Origin of the sequence: Polaromonas sp. (assembly GCF_049790275.1) — a bacterium.
Taxonomy (GTDB): domain Bacteria; phylum Pseudomonadota; class Gammaproteobacteria; order Burkholderiales; family Burkholderiaceae_C; genus Polaromonas.
Map to the genome: position 1 here is coordinate 32,364 of NZ_JBAQYR010000006.1, position 22,144 is coordinate 54,507.

Consider the following 22,144-nt stretch of genomic DNA (forward strand, 5'->3'; position numbering starts at 1 on the left):
GTTATTACCGGGAATGATTGATTTCCGCAATCAATGGGTGTGTCGGGACAATCGTGGCTCAAAAACCGGAGAATGATCATGCCACAGCCCCTCGTGCCAGCACCGCTTGCTTTCAACCGCCGCAAAATTCTGGTTCACACCGCCGCTGCAGGGGCACTGGCCGCCAGCGTCGCCTTGCCGCGCTGGGCACACGCGCAAGGCGCACCGATGCGCATTGTGGTGGGGTATCCGCCGGGCGGCGGTACCGACCGCGCGGCCCGGCTGGTGGCCGACCGCCTGCAGCAATTGCTCAAGCGGACGGTGATCGTGGAAAACCGTGTCGGCGCGGGTGGACGGCTGGCTGCGCAGCAATTGGTCAATACACCGCCGGACCAGACGGTGTTGCTGCTCGGCAACCCGGCCGTGATGAGCGTGGCGCCTGTCATCTACAAAGACCTCAAATATGACGCGCAAAAAGACTTCGTGCCGGTAGCAGCTGTCACTGATTACGACTTTGGTGTGGCGGTGGGCGCCGCCTTGCCGGTCAAGGAGGTGTCGCACATGCTGGCGTGGATTCGCGCCAACCCGAACAAGGCCAATGCCGGCGTGCCCGGCACCGGCAGCCTGCCGCATTTCTTCTCATTGATGCTCAGCTACATGGCGCAGGTGAATATCGAGGTCGTGGGTTACCGGGGTTCGGCGCCGCTGATCACCGACCTGATTGGCGGGCAGATTCCGCTGGCTTTTGACACACTGGATTCCTTGCTGCCGCATCACGAAGGCGGCAAGCTGCGTATTCTTGCCACCTCGGGCGTCAAGCGTTCGCCGTTCTCGCCCACGGTGCCCACCTTCAAGGAGCAGGGGCTGCCGCTGAGCGCCATGGGCTGGAACACCTTTTTCGCGCCGTCCACCACACCCAGGGCTACGGTGGAACTGCTGAGCAAGACGGTGTTCCAGATCATGTCGGAGCCGGAAACACGCGCCAAATTCACGGCCGCCAAAATGGTGCCCGTGGCCATGACCCAGGCACAGACGGAAGCGTCGTTCAAGGCCTTCAACACACAGTGGACACCGGTGATCCGGCGTTCGGGCTTCAAGCCCGAATCCTGAGCGGGTGAGCTTTGACCGCCTCGCCACGCCCCAACATCATCTTCATCGTTGCAGACGACCTCGGCTACGCCGACCTGGGCTGCTACGGCGGCCGGGCGCCCGTCTCGCCCGTGCTCGACAGCCTGGCCGCCGGGGGCATGAAGTTCACCCAGGGGTACTCCAACTCCCCGGTGTGCTCGCCCACCCGCTTTGCCCTGATGACGGCGCGTTATCAGTACCGCCTGCGCGGCGCCGCCGAAGAACCCATCAACAGCAAAAGCCGCGGCAGCACCACGCTGGGCCTGCCGCCCGAACACCCGACCTTGCCCTCGCTGCTCAAGGCGGGCGGTTACCGCACGGCCCTGATCGGCAAATGGCACTTGGGCTACCCGCCGTCTTTCGGCCCCCTGCGCTCGGGTTATGAAGAGTTTTTCGGCCCGATGTCCGGCGGGGTGGACTACTTCACGCATTGCAGCTCGGGCGGCAGCCACGACCTGTGGTTCGGCGAGGAGGAAAAAAAGGAAGACGGCTACCTGACCGATCTGATCTCGCAGCGCTCGGTGGACTATGTCAACCGCATGGCCGACGGGGCCAAATCCGGCACGCCCTTCTTTTTGAGCATGCACTACACCGCACCGCACTGGCCCTGGGAGACCCGTGACGACGAGGCGCTGGCACAGGACCTCAAGGGCAACCTGTTTCACCTGCACGGCGGCAACATTCACAGCTACCGCCGCATGATCCACCACATGGACGAAGGCATCGGCCAAGTGATGGACGCCCTGCACCGGCACGGACTGGCTGACAACACGCTGGTGGTATTTACCAGTGACAACGGCGGCGAACGTTTTTCCGACAACTGGCCGCTGGTGGGCGGCAAGATGGACCTCACGGAGGGCGGCATCCGCGTGCCGTGGATTGCGCACTGGCCGGCGCAGATCGCGGCGGACCAGGTCAGCGCGCAGCACTGCATGAGCATGGACTGGTCGGCCACCCTGCTGGATGCGGCCGGCGTGCCGGCCGACCCCGGCTACCCGCTGGACGGCATGTCGCTGCTGCCGGTGCTGCAGCAGCCCGGCCAGCACTTTCACCGGCCGCTGTACTGGCGCATGAACCACCGGGGCCAGCGGGCGCTGCGCGACGGCGACTGGAAGTACCTGCGGGTGGACGGCAATGACTACCTCTTCAACATCCCGGCCGACGAGCGTGAGCGGGCCAACCTGGCCGGCCGCGAACCCGAACGCCTGGCGGCCATGCGCCAGGCATGGGAACAGTGGAACGACAGCATGCCGCCGATTCCGGCCGATGCCACCGTGAGCCTCGGTTATTCGGTCAAGGACATGCCGCAGCGCTGAACCGGTCCGGGGAGCGGGCAGGCGCACGGTACCCCGGACATGGCCGGCCCGGCACGCGTGGCTGCCGATGTAATGCCTTTGTTTGTGCCTCCGGTGGATGACAGGGAGCGCCATGAATTACGTTATCCTTGTCAGCTTGCCAACTACCGAACACCTCCGTGTCCGACTCCCCCCCCAGTAGACCGCCCAAGCCCGAAGACAAACGCGGCTTTCTCCAGAAGCTTGCCGAGATGCTTCACCCCGGGCCCGACTCCAAAGCCGAGCTGATTGAAACCCTGGTGGAGGCGCAGGACAACGAGGTCATAGGCGCGCAAAGCCGCGAGATGCTCGAGGGCGTGATCCGCATGGCCGACATGACGGCCGGGGACGTGATGGTGGCCGCGCCGCGCATGGACGCCATCAATATCGATGCACCCTTCGACGAGCTGCTGCACCTGGTGATAGACACCGCCCACTCGCGCTTCCCGGTTTACGAAAACGAAAAAGAAAACATCATTGGCATCCTGATGGCCAAGGACCTGCTCAAGCTGCAGCGCGCGCCCGAGCTCAACATCCGCGCGCTGCTGCGTCCGGCGGTGTTTGTGCCGGAGAGCAAGGGGCTGAACGACCTGCTGCGCGAGTTTCGCGGCAACCGCAACCACCTGGCCATCGCCATCGACGAGTTCGGCCGCGTTGCCGGGCTCATCACGATTGAAGACGTGCTTGAGCAGATCGTCGGCGAGATCGAGGACGAATTCGACATCGCCGAGGACGACGGCGACATCTTTGGCCTGACCGACCACACCTACCGCGTCAGCGGCGACACCTCGATCGAGCGCGTCAACGAGGCCTTTGGCGTCGAACTGCCCGAGACCGATTTCGAAACCATAGGCGGCCTGGTCGCCCACGAGATGGGCCATGTGCCCAAGCGCGGCGAACTGTATGCGCTGGCCGGGCTGCAGTTCACTGTGCTGCACACCAAGGGCGGGGCGGTGCGCTGGTTCAAGGTGGCGCCGGTGACGGCGAGCGCCTGAGGCACCCCCGGGAAAACGCAGCAATGGGCAAACATTCGATCCACAGCATGATGTCTTCGTTGCCCACCATGCCGGCATTGCTGGAGCATATCGGGCACCCCAAGCAGCGCAAAGGGCTCTCCTTCCTCGATTACGCTCTTGTTTTGATAGCTGGCGGCGCCCATGCCCTGAGCATTGCATGGCCTTTTTCATTCGGGTTGGCGCAGGGCCAGCCGGTCTGGTGGCTGCAACTGCTGGCCCTGGCTGTGCTGGCCTGGCAACTCGACCGTTGCGCCCGCTTCAAGCAGGGCTTGCTGCTGGGATGGCTGTTCGCCAGCGCCTGGCTGGGCGGGATCTTCTGGTGGCTGTTCATTTCGCTGCATGTGTACGGTGGCCTGGCCGCGCCGCTGACGGTGCTGGCGGTTGGCGGGCTGGCGATTCTTCTGGCCACCTACTACGCCCTGGCTTGTGCAGCTTATGTAGCAGTGGCGCCCGCTGGAGGGACATCGCGTGCCATTGTTTTTGCAGCGCTCTGGCTGCTGGCTGAGCTGGCGCGGGTGGAGTTTTTCACCGGTTTCCCCTGGGGCGAAGCCGGCTATGCCCATCTGAGTGGCTGGCTGGACGACTACGCGCCGTGGGTGGGTGTTCATGGCATCACGTTTGTGGCGGCCTTCCTTGCTGCCGGCCTGGCCGGCGTGAGTCGCTCGCGGCGCCAGCTGGTGCTGTTTCCTCTTTTCGTATTGGCCATCGCGGCCGGGCCGCTGTTGGCGGGGAAGCCGGCTTCCACCACGGCGGGCAGCCTGCAGGTCACCCTGTTGCAGGGCAACATTCCGCAGGACGAGAAATTCCAGCCGGGCACGGGCCTGGCAACGGCACTGCGCTGGTACGGCGAACAACTGCAGGGTGCCAAAACCCCTCTGGTGGTTGCTCCCGAGACCTCGCTTCCGCTGCTGCCGCAGCAATTGCCCCCAGGTTACTGGAGCGCCCTGCAGGCGCGGTTTGCCTCGGGCCAGCAGGCGGCGCTGATCGGCGTTCCGCTGGGCAGTTACAGCGCGGGGTATGCCAATTCGGTGGTGGGCCTGAAACCCGGCCAGGCGCAGGCCTTCCGTTTTGACAAGCATCACCTGGTGCCTTTCGGCGAATTTGTGCCGCCGGGTTTCCGCTGGTTCATCGATCTCCTGAAGATCCCGCTGGGCGACTTCTCGCGCGGCGCGCTCGGCCAGCCTTCGCTCGAGTGGCAGGGCCAGCGGCTGGCGCCCAACATCTGCTACGAAGACCTGTTCGGCGAAGAGCTGGGCGCCAGCTTCCGCGATGTTTCCACCGCGCCGACCGTGCTGGTCAACGTCAGCAACATTGCCTGGTTCGGCAACACGGTTGCCATTGACCAGCATCTGGCCATCTCGCGCATGCGCGCGCTGGAGTTCGAGCGCCCCATGCTGCGCGCCACCAACACCGGCGCCACGGTCATCATCGACCACCGCGGCAAGGTCACCCACGAACTGCCGCGGCATACGCGCGGCGCGCTGGTGGGCGAGGTCGAGGGGCGCAACGGCATCACGCCTTATGCCTGGTGGGTGTCGCGTTATGGCCTGTGGCCGCTGTGGGCCCTGGGCCTTGCGCTGGTGTTGCTGGCCGCTGCGCTGCGCCGCCGTTAAAAATCCTTCTGCTGCGGCTTAGTCCGCTTTCAGGCCCGCCCCCATCACCTGGTGCAACAGCCCGGGCAGCATGTCCAGCATGCGAAGCGCGTCCTGGCCGGGCGGTGTGCTGCTTGCAAAGTAAAGGTACAGGGCAATCGGCGCAAAGTCATGCAGCGGCACCGCCGTGAGCATGGAGGTGTCCAGGTTGCTGGCCGTCAGGAAGTCCACCACGGTCCAGCCCATGCCGCGCTTGACCAGCTCCAGCGCCAGCCGCGAGGTGTGCACCTGCAGGTTGGCGGGCGCCGTCAGGCCCAGGTTGCGGGCCAGCTCGTCAATCGACTGGCACATCGGGTCTTCGCCCACCAGGCGAACCAGCGGCATGCTGGAAAGAAAGGTCATCGGGTTCTGCCGCCGCGCCCGCACGGCGCGTTGCCAGATATCGCGCGTGACGCACAGGTAAAGCGGGCCGCTCACCTGCATGGTGCTGGTCAGCAACGGGTGTGGGTGTTCGTAAAACCCCAGCGCGAAGTCCACGCTTCTTGTCAGCAAGGCCTGCACCATCTGGTCCTGGTGCAGGGTGCGCACTTCCACACTGACGCGGGGATGGCGCGCCAGGTGTTTTTCCAGCACCAGCGGCAGAAATTCATGGCTGATGGACGGAATGGCAGCCAGCCTGACCTGGCCTCCGTCGGCCTGGCGCAGGTTGACCGCGATGCGCTTGAGCTCGTCCAGCTTGCGGTGAATCAGCGTGGACTCTTCAAACAGGACGCGCGCCTCTGGCGTGGGCGCCAGCGCACCCTTGCCCCGCGTGAACAGCTTGTAGCCCAGCTGCAGTTCGGTGTGCGAGATGGTTTTGCTGACGGCCGAGGGGGTGATGCAGATCAGGCGCGCCGCCGCACTCATGTTGCCGGTCTGCATCACGGCCTGGAAAACTTCAAGTTGCCTGAGATTCATGTCGCCGGAGTTGTGCGGGGCGTGCTGTTCGGGGGAAAACGGCGTGGGAGCAGATGTTTGCGAGGGTGTGAGTTTTAGTCACACCCTGCGGCGCATTATGCATCGCCACTCGCTTCAGGCCTGCCTACCATGAGCCACCCGGGAGCCCTCTGGCTGCAAGGTGCCGGCCACGAGCCGGCGGCAGACAGCTTTTTGAGCAAGCAGCCCCGGGTACCCAAAACTGTGAGGCAATGAAACAGGGCGTCCTCAATGGCCTGTTCTTTGCGTGTGAACTAGAACTATTCATCCCTGGAAGACATGACATGCAAATCAAACTGAAACTTGGACAACTGGCCGCCGGCTTCGGTCTGGCCTCATTTGTGGCGCTGGGCACGATGTCCGCTCCGGTCGCCGCACAAACCAAACCCAATGTGGTGATCCTGGCCACCGGCGGCACCATTGCCGGCGCTGGTGCGTCGGCACTGAACAGCGCCACCTATGCCGCCGCCAAGGTGCCGGTCGACAAGCTGCTGGCAGGCCTGCCGGAGCTGGCCAACGTCGCCAATGTGCGCGGCGAGCAGGTGGCGCAGATTGCCTCGGAAAGTTTCGACAACGAAACCCTGATGAAACTGGGCAAACGTGTCTCGGCACTCGTGAAGCAAGCCGACGTGGACGGTATCGTCATCACCCACGGCACCGACACGCTGGAAGAAACCGCTTACTTCCTGAGCCTGGTGATCCGCACCAGCAAACCCATCGTGGTGATCGGTTCCATGCGCCCGGGCACGGCACTGTCGGCCGACGGCGCGCTGAACCTGTTCAACGCCGTCAGCGTGGCCGGAAGCAAGGACGCCGCAGGCAAGGGCGTGCTGGTCACCATGAACGACGAGATCCAGAGCGGACGCGACGTCAGCAAGACCATCAACATCAAGACCGAGGCATTCAAGAGCCAGTGGGGCCCGCTGGGCATGGTGGTGGAAGGCAAGAACTACTGGTTCCGCGCACCGGTGAAGCGCCACACCGCGCAGTCCGAATTCAACATCGACGAGTTCGACGCGCTGGCGCCGGTGGACATCGTGTACAGCTACGGCAACGTGCCGCGCACCCTGGTGGACACCGTGGGCAAATCGGGCGTGAAAGCCCTGATCCACGGCGGCACGGGCAATGGCTCGGTGGCCAACCGCGTGGTTCCGGCGCTGCAGGAAGTGCGCGCCAAAGGCGTGCAGGTGATTCGCTCATCCCGCGTGCCCGAAGGTTTTGTGCTGCGCAACGCCGAGCAACCCGACGACAAGTACGACTGGGTGGTGGCGCACGACCTGAACCCGCAGAAGGCGCGCATCCTGGCGGCCGTGGCACTGACCAAAAACCTCGACAGCAAGCAGCTGCAGCGGGTGTTCTGGGAGTATTGATCCCGCATCGGGCGCAGAGCTTGCTATTTAAACAATAGCTGCTGGCGCAGGTGGCACAAGGGCTGGAATCACATTTTGCTTGTGACTTCGGCCTTTTTTTATCCGGCGCGCACCAGCCGTCCCGGCCGCGCCGCCGTGACTTCACCCTCGCGCGCCACACACTGGCCCGCGACCCAGGTGCCGATGTAGCCCTGTGCCTTCTGCAGAAAGCGTTTGCCGCCTCCGGGCAGGTCGCGCACGAGTTTGGGCACACCCACGCTCAGGCGGGCCGGGTCGATGACGTTGATGTCGGCACGCAGGCCGGGCGCCAGCAGCCCGCGGTCGGCCAGGCCCAGGTAGCGCGCATTGCGCGATGTCATCATCTCCACAGCCTGCTCCAGCAGCAGGCGGTCCTGTGCGCGGTGCTGCACCCAGTGTGTGAGCATGAAGGTGGAAAAACTGGCGTCGCACACCGTGCCCACATGCGCGCCGGCATCGCCCAGCCCGAACAGGGCGCGCGGGTGGCCCAGCATCTGGCGCACGGCATCCAGCGAACCCTGGTTGTAGTTGAAGATCGGGAAGTACACCAGGTTGCTGCCGTCGCCTTCGCTGAAGTGGTCGTACAGCGCCTCCAGCGCCGTGGTGCCGCGCTGTTTGGCGCGCACCAGGAAACTCTGCATCACATTGGGTTCGTAGTTCAGCGTGGCATCCAGCGGGAACATGCGACCGGCGATCATCTCAATACGCGCCAGCAGCATGTCCACCAGCGGCGGGATCGGCGTGCCGTCGCCCGCCAGGCGTTCCGACTTCTCGCCCAGGATGCGGGCTTTTCGGGCAGGTTCCCGCATGGCAGCTGCGCGGTCAGCTACTGAAAACGTAGCAATTTCCTTGTAGCCCGGAAACCCCATGAAGGGGTGAAAACTCGCATCCAGCCCGTTGATGACGCCTATGCCGCGTGCCGCCGCCTGCAGGTACAGTGGCAGGCCGCGCGCCACGGCCGCTTCCACGCGGGCCTGCATGGCCAGGTACTGCTCGCCGCCCGGGTCGCGCTGCAGCCAGCTCATCGAGAGCGGCCGTCCGCTGGCTGTTGCGAGCTGCTCCACCAGGTCAAATTCGGCATCGAAGTTCTGCGGCCCCTGCATCAGGTCAAAGTCGCTGACCACCTGCACCACGCCGTGTTTCAGGCCGGCAAAGGCCTGCGCAATGCCGGTCAGCTCGGCTGCGCTGGCAATCGAGGCCGGTGTGTCGTGCCCTTCGGCCGTGCGGTGGTTGTCCGAGCGGCCGGTGGAAAAGCCTGCGGCACCGGCTTCAAGCGCCGCACGCAGGTGCTCGCGCATGGCCGCAATGTCTTGCGCTGTTGCCGCCTCGCGGGCTTCGGCGCGTTCACCCATCACCAGCATGCGCAGCGGGTCGTGCGGCACCATGGCCAGGAAGTTCAGGCTGTGCGGCATGGCGTCCAGCGCGTTCAGGTAGTCACCAAAACTTTCCCACGAGAAACGCACGCCTTCGGTCAACGCCACGCCGGGAATGTCTTCCACGCCTTCCATCAGCTTGATCAGCCGGTCTTCGTTGCCCGGCCGCAACGGCGCGAAGCCGACGCCGCAGTTGCCCATGACCAGCGTCGTCACGCCGTGGTGAATGCTGGGGCTGAAGGTTTCGTCCCAGGTGGCCTGGCCGTCGTAATGCGTGTGAATGTCCACAAAGCCCGGCGTGACCCAGGCGCCTCTGGCGTCCACTGTTTCGCGCGCTGAGGCTGTGATGTGGCCGACTTCCACGATGAGGCCGCCCTGCACGCCGACGTCGGCCATGAAAGGTGTGCCGCCGCTGCCGTCAACGACGGTGCCGCCTTTAATGAGCAGATCGAGCATCTTTTCTCCTCCAGAACCAGACCAGCGACAGGCCACTCACGATATGCCAGATGCCCCACAAGCTGGCAATGATGACCATGCCCAGGTCCGAATTGAACTGTACGGCAATGATGCCCAGCGCCAGGCCCGAGTTCTGCATGCCCCCTTCAATCATCACGGCACGCCGGTCGCGTTCGCTCACGCCCATGGCCTTGCTGGTGGCCCAGCCGAAGAACAGGCCGCTTGCGTTGTGCGCAATCACGATGGCCAGCATGGGCAGCAGGCCCAGCGTCAGCAGCTGGCGTTCCTTGATGAGGCCCAGCACGATGAAGGCCAGCAGGGCCAGCAGCGAGAAATTGCCCAGCGGCTTCTGGATGCGCGCCGTCAATGCGGGCAGCTTGTGCGAGACCAGCAAACCCAGCGCCATCGGCAGGGCCAGCAACACAAACAGGCTGATCCAGATGCCCGAGGGGTCGATGTCCAGCTTTTTGAGCCAGCTTGCCGTGGCCGGGTTGGAGGCCACCATCCAGCTGAAGTTGAAGGGCGTGGCCACCAGCGCGATCAGGCTGGCCACCGCCGAGACACTGACCGACAGCGCGGTGTTGCCCCGCCCGAGGTGGGTGATGACATTGCTCAGGCTGCCGCCCGGGCAGGCGGCCACCAGAATCATGGCGGCTTCGACATTGGGCGGCAGGTCCAGCGCCAGGGTGGCCAGCCAGGTGCCCACGGGCAGCAGGATGAACTGCGGGATCAGCCCGCAAATGACGGCTTTGGGTGTTTGCGCGACGCGCCTGAAGTCGTCCAGCCGCAGCTCCAGCGCGACCGAAAACACCATCGTGGCCAGCACCAAGCTCAGGATCAGTTGTTGGGTTGTCATGACACTTTCCTTGTGCCCGAGGGTAAACCGGAAAAAGCTCCGTAAAATCAAGGGTTTTCGCGGGTTCAGGCCCGTGCGGTCCTTTACCTGCGTTTATCTGCGCTTACCCGCGGCCACGCGTCGCGGCACACCCAATCTATGTTGACCTTTCAGCAAATCATCTTGAAGTTGCAGTCCTACTGGGACGCCCAAGGCTGTGCGCTTTTGCAGCCCTATGACATGGAAGTCGGCGCCGGTACGTCGCACACTGCTACGTTTTTGAGAGCGTTGGGCCCGGAGCCCTGGAAGGCCGCCTATGTGCAGCCGAGCCGCCGGCCGAAAGACGGCCGTTACGGCGAGAACCCGAACCGCCTGCAGCACTACTACCAGTATCAGGTCGTGCTCAAGCCGGCACCCGCCAACATCCTGGAGCTCTACCTCGGCTCGCTCGAGGCGCTGGGGTTTGACCTGAAGAAAAATGACATCCGCTTCGTGGAAGACGACTGGGAGAACCCCACGCTGGGCGCCTGGGGCCTGGGCTGGGAAGTCTGGCTCAACGGCATGGAAGTCACGCAGTTCACCTACTTCCAGCAGGTGGGCGGCATCGACTGCAAGCCCATCACGGGTGAGATCACCTACGGTCTGGAGCGTCTGGCCATGTACCTGCAGGGCGTGGACAACGTCTACAACCTGACCTGGACCGAAGGCGCGGACGGCTCCAAACTCAGCTACGGCGACGTCTACAAGCAAAACGAGGTGGAACAATCGACCTACAACTTCGAGCACAGCGACGCCGACTTTCTGTTCACGGCTTTCACCGCGCACGAGAAGCAGGCCAAACACCTGATCGAGGTGCAGCTCGCGCTGCCGGCCTATGAGCAAGTGCTCAAGGCAGCGCACAGCTTCAACCTGCTCGACGCCCGCGGTGCCATCAGCGTGACGGAACGCGCCGCCTACATCGGCCGCATCCGCAACCTGGCGCGTGCCGTCGCGCAAAGTTATTACGAAAGCCGTGAACGGCTGGGCTTCCCCATGGCGCCGCGCGAGTGGGTGGAACAGATGACAAAGAAGGCCGCATAAAAATGACAACGAAGAACCTTCTGGTTGAACTGTTTGTGGAAGAGCTGCCGCCCAAGGCGCTCAAAAAACTCGGCGAAGCATTTGCCGGCGTGCTGTTCGAGCAACTCAAGGCCCAAGGCCTGACCGCTGCCAACTCCGCGCTCACTTCCTTTGCTTCACCACGGCGTCTTGCTGCGCATGTGACCGCTGTGGCAGCGCAGGCTGCCGACAAAGCCGTCTCGCAAAAGCTCATGCCGGTGACGGTGGGCCTGGACGCCTCGGGCAATGCCACGCCGGCCCTGCTGAAAAAGCTTCAGGCGCTCGGCGCCGACGCGTCGGCTGTGGCTGGCCTCAAGCGTGCTCCCGACGGCAAGGCCGAGGCGCTGTTTTATGACAGCAATGTCAAAGGCGCCACGTTGGTCGAAGGCCTGCAGAAAGCCTTGCTGGAAGCCATCGCCAAACTGCCGATTCCCAAGGTCATGACTTACCAGTTGGCCGATGGCTGGAGCGACGTGAAGTTTGTGCGTCCCGCGCATGGGTTGGTGGCATTGCATGGCGGCGATGTGGTGGCCATCGAGGCGCTGGGCCTGAAAGCCGGCAGCAGCACACATGGCCACCGCTTTGAAGCATCGGTTGACCCGGTGGTGTTGAAAGACGCCGACAGTTATGCCGCCACGCTGAAAAAAGACGGTGCGGTGATCGCCAGTTTTGCCGAGCGCAAAGCCGAGATCACCAGACAACTCGCTGCGGCGGCTGTCAAGGTGGGCGGTGGCGTCAAGGCGATTGAAGACGACGCGCTGCTCGACGAGGTGACTGCGCTGGTCGAGCGCCCCAATGTGCTGGTCTGTGAATTCGAAAAAGAGTTCCTCGACGTGCCGCAAGAGTGCCTGATCCTCACCATGAAGGCCAATCAGAAATACTTTCCGCTGCTGGAAGCTTCCGGCAAGCTGAGCAACAAGTTCCTGGTGGTCAGCAACATCAGCCCGACCGATGCCAGTGCCGTGATTCAGGGCAATGAGCGCGTGGTGCGCCCGCGCCTGGCCGACGCCAAGTTCTTCTTCGACCAGGACCGCAAGAAGACGCTGGCTTCGCGCGTCGAAGGTCTGGATAGAGTCGTTTATCACAACAAGCTCGGTTCGCAGGGGGAACGCGTCAAGCGTGTGCGGGCGATTGCCGAAGCGATCGCCAACCGGCTAAATGCCCATGTGGCCGACGTGCTGCGCGCCGCCGAACTCGCCAAGACCGATCTGGTGACTGACATGGTGGGCGAGTTTCCAGAGTTGCAGGGCATCATGGGCCGTTACTACGCGCTCAACGATGGTCTGAGCCAGGACGTGGCCGACGCAATTGAAGACCATTACAAACCGCGTTTTGCCGGCGACGAGTTGCCGCGCAATGATGTAGGCGCGATTGTGGCGCTGGCCGACAAGCTCGAAACCCTGGCTGGCATGTTCGGCATCGGCAACCTGCCGACCGGTGACAAGGATCCGTTCGCGCTGCGCCGCCATGCCTTGGGTGTGATTCGCATGCTGGTCGAGAAAGACCTGCCCCTGAGTCTGCGCGAACTGGTCCAGGGCGCCCAGCCGGTGTTTGGCGACAAGATCGGGGACGCCTCCACGGCACTGATCGACTTCATTTACGACCGTCTCGCCGGTTCCCTGCGCGAGCAGGGCTTCAGCGCGCAGGAAGTTGAAGCCGTGCTGGCGCTTCAACCCCAGCGCCTTGGCGATGTCGCCAAACGCCTGTCGGCCGTGCGCGCCTTCGCCGCGCTGCCCGAAGCTCCCGCGCTGGCTGCGGCCAACAAGCGCATCTCCAACATCCTCAAGAAGGCGCAGGATGTGGACGCCCATGTCAGCGAGATGCTGCTCAAGGAGCCCGCGGAAGTGGCCCTGTACGCCGCACTGCGGGACGTGGTGCCCAAAGCGAATGCCCAGTTCGAGTCCGGTGACTACACCGCTTCGCTGCAATCGCTCGCGGCACTGCGCGCACCGGTCGATGCCTTCTTCGATGGCGTGATGGTCAATGCCGAGGAGATGGACTTGCGGCTGAACCGGCAGGGCCTGCTCAAAAGCCTGCATGACGCCATGAACCGCGTCGCCGATCTTTCCAGGCTCGCGTCATGAGCCAGACCAAGCAGGCGAAGCTCATGAAACTCGTCATCCTCGACCGCGACGGCACCATCAACAGCGACAGCGAAGACTTCGTCAAGACGCCGGAAGAGTGGGTGCCGCTGCCGGGTTCGCTGGAGGCGATAGCGCGGCTGAACCATGCCGGCTGGCATGTGGTGATTGCCTCCAATCAGTCGGGGTTGGGTCGCGGCCTGTTTGATGTGGCTTCACTCAACGCCATGCACGCCAAGATGCACAAGATGCTGGCCGCGCAGGGCGGGCGCATTGACGCGGTGTTTTATTGCCCGCACAGCCCGGAGGAGAGCTGCACCTGCCGCAAGCCGTTGCCCGGTCTGTTCGAACAGATAGGCGCGCGGTTTGGCGTACCGCTCAAGGGCGTGCCTACCGCCGGTGATTCTGTGCGCGACCTGCTGGCAGGCGCCGCCGCGGGCTGTGAACCGCACCTCGTGCTGACCGGAAAATCCGCGCAGTACAAAGGCGGTGGCCAGCCCGAAGGCCTGCCGCCCGGCACACGCCTTCATGCCGATCTGCCGGCCTTTGTTGAATTCCTGCTGAGCCGCGGCGCTCCGGCCTGATGCTATGAAAACAATAGCTGCTCGCGCCCGTGTTTAAAGGGCTGGAACCATAAAACATCATGAAAAACGACAGAAGAGACCTGCCATGCCCCTGATCCGCTCCATCCTGCACCTGCTGTGGATGATCGTCACGGTGATTCCGTGGGCCTTGGCCGTGCTGGTTTTTTCGCTGTTCGGCAGCAGCACCCAGATCTACTGGATGTGCGCGGGCTGGCTGCGCCTGGCCGTCACTGGCGGCACGGTGATCCTCGGCATCAGGAATCGTGTGACCGGCATGGAAAACCTGCCCTCGGGCGAAACCAGTGCTGCCGTGCTGCTGGTCAAGCACCAGAGCACCTGGGAGACTTTTTCCATGGTGACCCTGATGCCGCATCCGCTGGCTTTTGTATTCAAGCGTGAGCTGCTCTACGTTCCGTTTTTCGGCTGGGCCATGGCGCGCATGGACATGATCCACATCGACCGCAACCAGCGCGCACAGGCCTTCAACAAGGTGGTGGAACAAGGCCGCCGCCTGATGAGCCAGGGTGTCTGGGTCATCATGTTCCCCGAAGGCACACGCATAGCGCGCGGGCAAAAAGGCGTCTACAAGAGCGGCGGTACGCGGCTGGCCATCGAAACCGGTGCGCCGGTGATTCCGGTGGCCGTCACTTCTGCCAAGTGCTGGCCGCGCAAGGCCTTCATCAAGAAGCCGGGCATCGTGGACATTTCCATCGGCAAACCCATCAGCAGCGTGGGCCGCAAGCCCGACGAGCTGATGCGCGAAGTCGAGGCCTGGATAGAAACCGAAATGCGCCGGCTCGACCCCGAGGCTTACCCGGAAACCGCCGGTGTGGCCGCCTGAGGCCTGCGCAGCCGGCACAACGCTAAACTGTTTGCATGCAACGGCTTCTTCAGTTCACGCTCGACCTCTTTGACCTGGAGCCCGCCGCGCCTGCGGTGCCTGGCCCTGGAAAACGCGCGGTGTCTGGTCAAAATCAGCCTCAAGCCCTTGCTGAACCTGCGCCAACAGCTATTGAAAATATAGCAATCCAGGAAAATTCGCTGCCCACCCAGAGCCTGGATCAATTGCTGGCCCCTGCGACTTACCGCCACCCCGCCGCCACACGCGAGGCCTTGCTGGAGGGCACGGTGGTGGGCTACCAGTTCCGGCGCGGCAAACGCCGCACCATCGGGTTTTCAGTCGGTGCCGAGGGGCTGGTCGTCAGCGCGCCCAAATGGGTGCCGCTGTATGAAATCGACAAAGCCGTCCAGGAAAAGTCCGGCTGGATTGTCAGGAAGTTGCAGGAGACCCGCGCCCGGCACGACAAGCTGGAGTCGGCACGCATTGAATGGAAAGACGGCACGACCCTGCCTTTTCTGGGCGAGCCGGTGATTGTGGTGATCGACCCGCGGCACGCCTTTGGCGGTGTGGGTGGCGAGCTTAAAAACAGCGGCATGCCAGGCGCCGTGCTGCACACCGGGGCCGATGCGCCCAACAACAGCCTGCCGGGGGTGGCGAAGCTGACCCTGCACATCGCCCTGGCGCATGACGCAACAGCCGAACAGATACGCGACTCCGTGCAGGCCTGGCTGATGCGTCAGGCCAAACGTCTCTTTACCGAGCGCCTCAACCATTTCGCGCCACATCTGGGCGTGCAGTGGCGCAAGCTCAGTCTGAGCAGTGCCGGCACCCGCTGGGGCAGCGCCAGCGCCGATGGCGCCATCCGGCTGAACTGGCGGCTGATTCATTTCAAGCAGTCCGTCATCGACTACGTGGTGGTGCACGAATTGAGCCATCTTCGCGTGATGGACCACAGCCCGCGCTTTTGGGACACTGTGCGTACGGTGGTTCCGGACTATGCCGAATTGCGCAACCAGTTGAAAGAGGAAGCCGTTCCCAGGTGGTAGCTGGGGAAAAGCCTGAAAATTCGGGCGTTCGTGAGAAAAGTCGGGAAACTTTCACATGTTGCTGGACAATCATGTAAATTTCTGTAATATGACAAATATGATGAAAGTGACAGCTTCAAACGCTGAAAGCAAAGGTTTTTATGAATGACAAGCCCATTCTTGTAGTTGAAGACAACCCTGATCACTTGGAACTCACTGTGTTGACGCTCCAGGAGCAGGGCGGCGCCGACACAACCATTGTCACGGCGCGCGATGGTGCGGAGGCGCTGGATTACCTGTTCGGCCAGGGCGTGCATGCAGGCCGCGACACGCAGAAGCAGCCCGCTTTTGTGCTGCTCGACATGAAGCTGCCCAAGCTGTCGGGCCTGGACGTGTTGCGCAGCCTGCGCAGCAACCCGCTGACCGCACTGGTTCCGGTGGTCATGCTGACATCCTCGAGCGAGCAGTCCGACATCATTGCCTGCTACCAGAGCGGCGCCAATGGCTTTGTGCGCAAGCCCGTCGACTTCGGTGACTTCACCGAAAAACTCAGCCGCCTGCAGGATTACTGGTTGCGGGTCAACGAGTCCATCGCCTCGGCTTGACGGCCCGCAAGCCGGCCGCTGCAGCGGGCCGGAACCCGCGCATTCGGGGACAAACGCTTGCGGTTCATAGCGGCGTATGAATTACAGTCGGGTGGTCCTACTGAAACCGGCAGTTGTCTGCCTGCTTCAGCAACATGGCCCGCATGAACACAGACCTGTCCTTTCTTGACCCCCTTGAGGATTCGGGCAAGCGCCTGCTGCGCCCGGTTCCCCCCCCCAGGCCCGGCCTGGGACTGCGGCGCGCGCCCGCCCGCCAACGATCCCGTCAACACCCATATTTGCCTGGCGGCCCCATGACTGCCTGTTCCATCGGAGCCATTCACGGTTTCCGGGTCGAACGGTGGAAAGCCGCATGAAATTCCGGATCAGCTTGCGCGCGCGCATTGTCCTGCTGGTGGTGGTGGCCATTGTTCCGCTGTTCGGCATGTCGATTTTCAAGGCGTTGCACAACGCCGACGCCGAGCTGGAGCGCAGCAAGGCCAACCTGCAGTTCGCCGCGTCGCTGGCTGCTGCCAGCCAGGAGCGCGCGGCCGATTCCGCGCGGCAGGTGCTGTCGGTGATTGCGTCCCTGCCGGGCTTGCAGGACAGCAGCGGCAACTTCGACTGCAACCGCTATTTTTCAGGCCTGACCCGGCAGCTTCCCGAATACGCCAACGTGGGCCTTCTGGGGCTGGACGGCCACACCCGCTGCCACGCCCTGGGCAGCGAGAAAAAAGCTTTTCTGGGTGACCGCACCTATTTCCGCGATGCCCTTGCCCAGCGCCGTTTTGTGGCTGGCACCTATGCCGTCGGACGCCTGGTTGGCAAGCCCGTTCTGACCTACGCGCAGCCGGTGACAAGCACAGACGGCAAGGTCACGGGGGTAGTCTTTGCATCATTCGAACTCGCCAAAATGGCCGAGTCGATTGCCGCGATACGGCTCCCTCCGGGCGCCGCGCTGGGAATCCAGGACCGTGAGGGCACCTTGCTCGCCAGCAAACCCGTGCTTCCCGTCAAGGTGGGAGAAAAGGTTCGCAGCCAGGTGTTGCGGGAAGCGGTCAAGAACATGAGCACGGGCGTGCGCGAAGGCCTCGATGGCGCGGGCCAGGACCGCCTGTGGGCCTTCATGCCCAGCAACCCGCACACGGAAGCGGCGGTGTTCGTTTCGGTCAGCATGGACCGTGACCTGGTCGTCGGGCCCGGCCAGCGCCAGCTGTGGATTGAACTGACGGCGCTGGCACTGGTGGCCTTGCTTGGCGCCGGGGTGGCATGGATGATTGCCGGCCGCGCCATTGTGGCGCCGGCCCGGCAACTGCTGCACGCGACCTGGCGGCTGGAGAAAGGGCATCTGGATGCGCGTATACCGGTCGACCCTAAGGACGTTCAAAGCGAATTTTCGGGTATCGCGGCCGGCTTCAACCTGATGGCAGACTCCCTCGAACATCGCGAACGGGTCCTGCAGAATGAACTGACGCGAAACCGGCAGGCCTACGCCACGCTGGAACTGACGATCAACAGCATGCAGGAAGGGCTGATGGCGGTTGATGCCGCCGGGCGCTTGCTGCTGATCAACGAAACCGCGGCGCGGCTCTTTGCCATCGATGACATGTCGCTGGTGCTGGCCCCGCAGTGGCCGCAGCAGCAAGGTCTTTTTGTGCCGGGCACGCAGACGCTGTTTGCCTTCGACGAGTTGCCCCTTTACAAGGCGCTGCGGGGTGAAAGTGGCGGGCCGTTGCCCGTGCTGATGCGCAACGAGCGTGAGCCCGCAGGGCGGCTGATCAACTGCACCTATCGCCCCATGGAGGAAGCCGGTGGCATTGTCGGGGCGCTGATGGTGTTTTCCGATGTCACCGAGATCGAGCGGCTGCAGCTGGAGCAGACGCGCGGCTACGAGGAGCTGCGCGAGGCCCAGCGCAAACTGCTCAACGCGCAGCGCCTGGGACACATCGGCAACTGGGAGCGGAACCTCAGAACCGGCCAGGGCTGGTGGTCGGACGAGGTGTACGAGCTGTATGGGCTGGCCAAGGAAAACTTCGACCTCAACGGGGACAACGTGGTCGGGATGATCCATCCGGATGACCGTTCCGGGTACCTGCGTTTGCGCGAGGAAGCGACACGGGAGGGCAAGCCCCTGGATACTGAATACCGTGTCGTGCTGCCCGATGGAAAACTCCGGTGGATACACCAGCACGGCGAAACCCAGACCGACAGCTCGGGTGCGGCCATCCTGCGCGCCGGTGTGGTGCAGGACATCACCGCGCGAAAACTCGCGGAGCAGGCCGCCGCCCGTACCACGGAGCTGCTGCGGCGCACCGGCGAAATGGCAAAGATCGGCGGCTGGGAAGTCATTCTTTCCGACATGCGGGTGGTCTGGTCCGAGCAGGTTTACCGCATCCACGAGATGGACCCGGGTGTTCCGGTGAGCGTCGATGCAACGCTGATGTTCTACGCGCCCGAAGCGCAGGCCGTGATAAGCGCTGCCGCGCGGGCTGCTGCGGAGCACGGCATACCCTGGGACCTGGAACTGCCCATGGTGACCGCAAAAGGCCGGCGCATCTGGGTCAAGACCCAGGGGCGTGCCTTGTGGGAGGACGGCAAGATCATCCGCGTTGTGGGGGCGCTTCAGGACATCAGCGAAAAACACGCGTCGGAAGAACAGCTGCGCCTGCTCGAAACAGCGATTTCCCGGCTCAACGACATCGTGCTGATCACCGATGCCGTGATCGACGCGTCGGGGCCGCGTATTGTTTTTGTCAATGATGCGTTTGAGCGCCGCACCGGCTACAGCCGTGAAGAGGTGCTGGGCCGGTCCCCGCGGCTGCTGCAAGGCCCCAACACGCAGCGTGCCGAACTCGAGCGCATAGGCGCCGCGCTCCGGAGCTGGCAGCCCACGCGTGGTGAACTGATCAACTACACCAAGGACGGGAAGGAGTTCTGGATAGAGCTCGACATCGTCCCGATTGCGGACGGCAAGGGGCAGTTCACCCATTGGGTGTCGGTGGAGCGCGACGTCACGCACCGCAAGCTCGCCGAGCAGGCCCTGGTCAACAGCGAGCGGCGTTACGCCGTCCTCTTCAAGGCGGCGCCTGTGCCGATGTGGATCATCGACGCGCAGACCCAGATGTTTGTCGCGGTCAATGAAGCCTGCACCCGGCGTTATGGCTACACGCACGACGAATTCATGGGCATGAACATCTATGACATCCGCTCCGAGGAGGAAGGCCGCCGCCTGAGGGCCGAAATTGGCAAAGGCGTCCGGAAAGATGTCAACCGGCGGCTGCACCGCAGCAAGGACGGGACCGAATTCCACGTGGAAACGATTTCCCGCACCATCCAGTACGAGGGCCAGGATGCGCGTTTTGTCGTGGCGCTGGACATGACTGCCCAGATGAAGGCCGAAAAAGACGTGCAGGACTACCTGCTCACGCTGGAGCATGCGGCCGATGCGACGCAGGCCATCACCCGCCACCGCACCGTTGAAGCCACGATGCAGGAAACCGTGGATCAGGCGCGGGCTGTCGTGAGCGTGCACCTGGCGGTGGTGAGCCTGACCGTTGCAGGCGCCGAGCAGTCACGCACGGTCAACGCGGTTTCGCACTCCGACAAATATGCCAACTGCCGGGATTTCGTGAGGTTCTCGCATGGCTGTGGCCTCTACGGCGAAGTCGTCGAGTCCAACCACCCGATGCGGCTGACCCAGGCCGAACTCGAGGCCCATCCACGCTGGACCGGTTTTGGCAATGACGCCGGCACCGAACCGCCCATGCGGGGCTGGCTGGCGGTGCCGCTGACGGGGCGCAACGGGGAAAACATCGGCCTGCTGCAACTGAGCGACAAGTACGAGGGCGACTTCACGCTGCAGGACCAGTACGTGACTGTCGAGCTTGCGCAACTGGCGTCCATTGCGATTGAAAACGCCAAGCTTTTCGAGCAGGTGCAGCAGCTCAACCAGGGGCTGGAAGAAAAAGTCGCCGAGCGGACCGCGGCCCTGGCGCGGCAGGAGGCCCTGTTCCGGGCCTTGGCCGAACAGGCCCCGCAGGTGGTCTGGAATGCCGATGCCGAAGGCCACATGACTTACGTGAACCGCAAGTGGTACGAGCTGATGGGGGGCACGCCGGCGGACTGGATGGGGACCAAATGGATGGCAGCCATCCACCCCGACGATCTGCCCGCCTTGTCCGCCAGCTGGGAAGCGTCGCGCCAGAGCCTGCAGCCGTACGAAGGCATGCGGCGCGTGCTGGCCACAGACGGCACGTACCATACCATGGCTTACCGCGGCTCCCCGGTGCTGGATGAAAAAAGCGGTGAGGTCCTGTTCTGGGTCGGCATCGATGCCGATGTGACGGAGATCAAGGCCATTGAATCCGCCTTGCGCCTGTCCAACCAGGAACTCGAAGCCTTTTCCTACTCGGTGTCGCATGACCTGCGCTCGCCGCTGAACACGATCGACGGCTTCAGCCGCCTGCTGGCCAAGCAGCTTGATACCGGCCAGCCGAATGAAAAAATCCAGCATTACCTGGCGCGCATCCAGGCGGGTGTGGCGCAAATGGGGCGGCTGATTGAAGACCTGCTGTCCCTGGCACAGGTCACGCGCATGCAGTTGCGGCATGAAACTGTGGATCTCAGCGCCATTGCGCATGAAATAGCCGACGAATGCCGGGGCCGCAACCCCGAGCGCGTGGCCAGCATTCATATTGAAGAGGGCCTGCAGGTTCAGGGCGACGGGCGGCTGGTGCGGGTGGTGATGGAAAACCTGCTGGGCAATGCCTGGAAATTTTCTTCCCGGCAAGCCCATGCGGATATCCGGGTGGGACGCACCACCGACGCTGCCGGGCTGCCGGTGCTTTTTGTGCAGGACAACGGGGCGGGCTTTGACATGGCTTATGCTGACAAGTTGTTCAACACTTTCCAGCGGCTGCATGCCGTGACCGAATTTCCCGGCACCGGCATAGGGCTGGCCACCGTGAGCCGGGTGATCAGCCGCCACGGCGGCCAGGTCTGGGCCCAGGCTGAGCCCGGCAAGGGCGCTACCTTCTTTTTCACCCTGCCTGGTGTCGCCACGGCTGGCTGATGCCGGAGATGGGCCTGAGATTGGTGACTCGTTGTAAGACTATCGTCGAATTGATAGATGACTTACTTAATTGATTAAATCCCTGAAATTGGTTAAATTGCGGGGTGTAACTTTGAATGAATTTTTATATGCCACGTGAACCCCAACCCTTTGAAGCGGCCATCACTGCAAGCGATTTTTCCAGCGATGACTATTGCGGCACCACCTATGCCGCCAAACTGCTGGGGCTGTCCGTGGCCACGGTGCAGTCGCTGGTCGAGAAAGGGGAAATCGACGCGTGGAAAACCCTGGGCGGACACCGCCGGCTGTCGCTGCGTGCCATCAACAATTACCTGCTCAAGAACAGCCCGCAACGGGCACAGGTGGACGCCGATCCGCGCAATCGCCTGAGCGTGCTGGTGGTGGAAGACGATGAGGCCACCTGCGAGCTCTACAAGGCCCAGTTCGACGAATGGAACATGGCCGTGGATTGCAGCTTCATGCCGTCCGCCCTGGAAGCCCTGATGGACATTGCCAGCATGCGGCCCGACCTCTTGATCACCGACCTGAACATGCCCGGCGTGGACGGCATGGAAATGCTGCGCGCGCTCAAGCGCAACCAGCAGTTGTTGTCCATGCAGATCCTCGTCATCAGCGGCTTGCCCAGCGAAGCCATTGCGGAAAGAGGCGGCCTGCCGCCGAACTCGCACTACCTTGAAAAGCCGATCAATTTCGACTGGTTGCATGGTTACGTCACGGCATTGCTGGTGGCCAACCGCAAGTGGCGCTAGACCGGCCGCTTCCC

General features: G+C 63.2%; 16 protein-coding genes. 13 read left to right on the forward strand and 3 right to left on the reverse strand.

The window, feature by feature from the left end:
• The first annotated feature begins 72 nt into the window (after positions 1-72).
• The 4 genes from WA904_RS00775 (at position 73) to lnt (ending at position 5,070) form a co-directional block, all read left to right on the forward strand.
• Complete coding sequence (locus WA904_RS00775; protein WP_425195227.1) at positions 73-1,089, forward strand: tripartite tricarboxylate transporter substrate-binding protein; 1,017 nt, start codon at positions 73-75, stop codon at positions 1,087-1,089.
• 11 nt (positions 1,090-1,100) lie between these two features.
• Positions 1,101-2,423: a sulfatase family protein gene (locus tag WA904_RS00780; RefSeq protein WP_425195228.1), complete on the forward strand. Its 1,323-nt coding sequence runs from the start codon at positions 1,101-1,103 to the stop codon at positions 2,421-2,423.
• A gap of 158 nt (positions 2,424-2,581) precedes the next feature.
• The gene (locus WA904_RS00785) at positions 2,582-3,436 is read left to right on the forward strand and encodes an HlyC/CorC family transporter (protein WP_425195229.1); all 855 of its coding nucleotides are present in this window, start codon (positions 2,582-2,584) and stop codon (positions 3,434-3,436) included.
• A gap of 23 nt (positions 3,437-3,459) precedes the next feature.
• Positions 3,460-5,070, forward strand: coding sequence for an apolipoprotein N-acyltransferase (gene lnt / locus WA904_RS00790; protein ID WP_425195230.1), 1,611 nt, complete (start codon positions 3,460-3,462; stop codon positions 5,068-5,070).
• 18 nt (positions 5,071-5,088) lie between these two features.
• Here lnt and WA904_RS00795 read toward each other — a convergent pair whose 3' ends face one another.
• The gene (locus WA904_RS00795) at positions 5,089-6,006 is read right to left on the reverse strand and encodes a LysR family transcriptional regulator (protein WP_425195231.1); all 918 of its coding nucleotides are present in this window, start codon (positions 6,004-6,006) and stop codon (positions 5,089-5,091) included.
• Positions 6,007-6,380: 374 nt separating this feature from the next.
• Between WA904_RS00795 and WA904_RS00800 the strand changes: the two genes are divergently transcribed.
• Positions 6,381-7,394, forward strand: coding sequence for an asparaginase (locus WA904_RS00800; RefSeq protein ID WP_425195271.1), 1,014 nt, complete (start codon positions 6,381-6,383; stop codon positions 7,392-7,394).
• Positions 7,395-7,492: 98 nt separating this feature from the next.
• Here WA904_RS00800 and WA904_RS00805 read toward each other — a convergent pair whose 3' ends face one another.
• Both WA904_RS00805 and WA904_RS00810 read right to left on the reverse strand, forming a co-directional pair.
• Positions 7,493-9,241: an N-acyl-D-amino-acid deacylase family protein gene (locus tag WA904_RS00805; protein ID WP_425195232.1), complete on the reverse strand. Its 1,749-nt coding sequence runs from the start codon at positions 9,239-9,241 to the stop codon at positions 7,493-7,495.
• Positions 9,222-10,148, reverse strand: coding sequence for a bile acid:sodium symporter family protein (locus tag WA904_RS00810; RefSeq protein WP_425195233.1), 927 nt, complete (start codon positions 10,146-10,148; stop codon positions 9,222-9,224). The genes WA904_RS00805 and WA904_RS00810 overlap by 20 nt, the downstream gene beginning before the upstream one ends.
• An 87-nt stretch (positions 10,149-10,235) precedes the next feature.
• Between WA904_RS00810 and glyQ the strand changes: the two genes are divergently transcribed.
• From glyQ to WA904_RS00850, 8 genes are all read left to right on the forward strand, one after another.
• Entirely contained in the window at positions 10,236-11,156 is a 921-nt protein-coding gene (gene glyQ / locus WA904_RS00815) for a glycine--tRNA ligase subunit alpha (protein ID WP_425195234.1), read from the forward strand.
• A 2-nt stretch (positions 11,157-11,158) separates the two neighbouring features.
• Positions 11,159-13,258: a glycine--tRNA ligase subunit beta gene (gene glyS, locus WA904_RS00820; protein WP_425195235.1), complete on the forward strand. Its 2,100-nt coding sequence runs from the start codon at positions 11,159-11,161 to the stop codon at positions 13,256-13,258.
• Positions 13,259-13,281: 23 nt separating this feature from the next.
• Positions 13,282-13,839, forward strand: a complete 558-nt coding sequence (gene gmhB / locus WA904_RS00825) for a D-glycero-beta-D-manno-heptose 1,7-bisphosphate 7-phosphatase (protein ID WP_425195272.1) — start codon at positions 13,282-13,284, stop codon at positions 13,837-13,839.
• 85 nt (positions 13,840-13,924) lie between these two features.
• On the forward strand, positions 13,925-14,680 hold the full coding sequence (locus WA904_RS00830) for a lysophospholipid acyltransferase family protein (RefSeq protein ID WP_425195236.1): 756 nt from the start codon (positions 13,925-13,927) through the stop codon (positions 14,678-14,680).
• A gap of 35 nt (positions 14,681-14,715) precedes the next feature.
• The gene (locus tag WA904_RS00835; protein WP_425195237.1) at positions 14,716-15,726 is read left to right on the forward strand and encodes a M48 family metallopeptidase; all 1,011 of its coding nucleotides are present in this window, start codon (positions 14,716-14,718) and stop codon (positions 15,724-15,726) included.
• Positions 15,727-15,866: 140 nt separating this feature from the next.
• Positions 15,867-16,310 (forward strand): response regulator, encoded by a 444-nt coding sequence (locus tag WA904_RS00840; RefSeq protein ID WP_348070548.1) that lies wholly within the window; start codon positions 15,867-15,869, stop codon positions 16,308-16,310.
• Between the two features lie 352 nt (positions 16,311-16,662).
• Positions 16,663-21,360 carry a PAS domain S-box protein gene (locus WA904_RS00845; protein ID WP_425195238.1) on the forward strand — a complete coding sequence of 1,566 codons (4,698 nt, stop codon included), beginning with the start codon at positions 16,663-16,665 and terminating at the stop codon, positions 21,358-21,360.
• Positions 21,361-21,488: 128 nt separating this feature from the next.
• Complete coding sequence (locus WA904_RS00850; RefSeq protein ID WP_425195239.1) at positions 21,489-22,130, forward strand: response regulator; 642 nt, start codon at positions 21,489-21,491, stop codon at positions 22,128-22,130.
• The last annotated feature ends 14 nt before the right edge of the window (positions 22,131-22,144 follow it).

Bases quoted from the DNA above. Each gene is read 5' to 3' on its own strand.
- WA904_RS00775 (WP_425195227.1), top strand. From the start codon at position 73: ATGATCATGCCACAGCCCCTCGTGCCAGCACCGCTTGCTTTCAACCGC.
- lnt (WP_425195230.1), top strand. From the start codon at position 3,460: ATGGGCAAACATTCGATCCACAGCATGATGTCTTCGTTGCCCACCATG.
- WA904_RS00795 (WP_425195231.1), bottom strand. From the start codon at position 6,006: ATGAATCTCAGGCAACTTGAAGTTTTCCAGGCCGTGATGCAGACCGGC.
- WA904_RS00800 (WP_425195271.1), top strand. From the start codon at position 6,381: ATGTCCGCTCCGGTCGCCGCACAAACCAAACCCAATGTGGTGATCCTG.
- WA904_RS00805 (WP_425195232.1), bottom strand. From the start codon at position 9,241: ATGCTCGATCTGCTCATTAAAGGCGGCACCGTCGTTGACGGCAGCGGC.
- glyQ (WP_425195234.1), top strand. From the start codon at position 10,236: ATGTTGACCTTTCAGCAAATCATCTTGAAGTTGCAGTCCTACTGGGAC.
- glyS (WP_425195235.1), top strand. From the start codon at position 11,159: ATGACAACGAAGAACCTTCTGGTTGAACTGTTTGTGGAAGAGCTGCCG.
- gmhB (WP_425195272.1), top strand. From the start codon at position 13,282: ATGAAACTCGTCATCCTCGACCGCGACGGCACCATCAACAGCGACAGC.
- WA904_RS00830 (WP_425195236.1), top strand. From the start codon at position 13,925: ATGCCCCTGATCCGCTCCATCCTGCACCTGCTGTGGATGATCGTCACG.
- WA904_RS00835 (WP_425195237.1), top strand. From the start codon at position 14,716: ATGCAACGGCTTCTTCAGTTCACGCTCGACCTCTTTGACCTGGAGCCC.
- WA904_RS00840 (WP_348070548.1), top strand. From the start codon at position 15,867: ATGAATGACAAGCCCATTCTTGTAGTTGAAGACAACCCTGATCACTTG.
- WA904_RS00845 (WP_425195238.1), top strand. From the start codon at position 16,663: ATGAAATTCCGGATCAGCTTGCGCGCGCGCATTGTCCTGCTGGTGGTG.
- WA904_RS00850 (WP_425195239.1), top strand. From the start codon at position 21,489: ATGCCACGTGAACCCCAACCCTTTGAAGCGGCCATCACTGCAAGCGAT.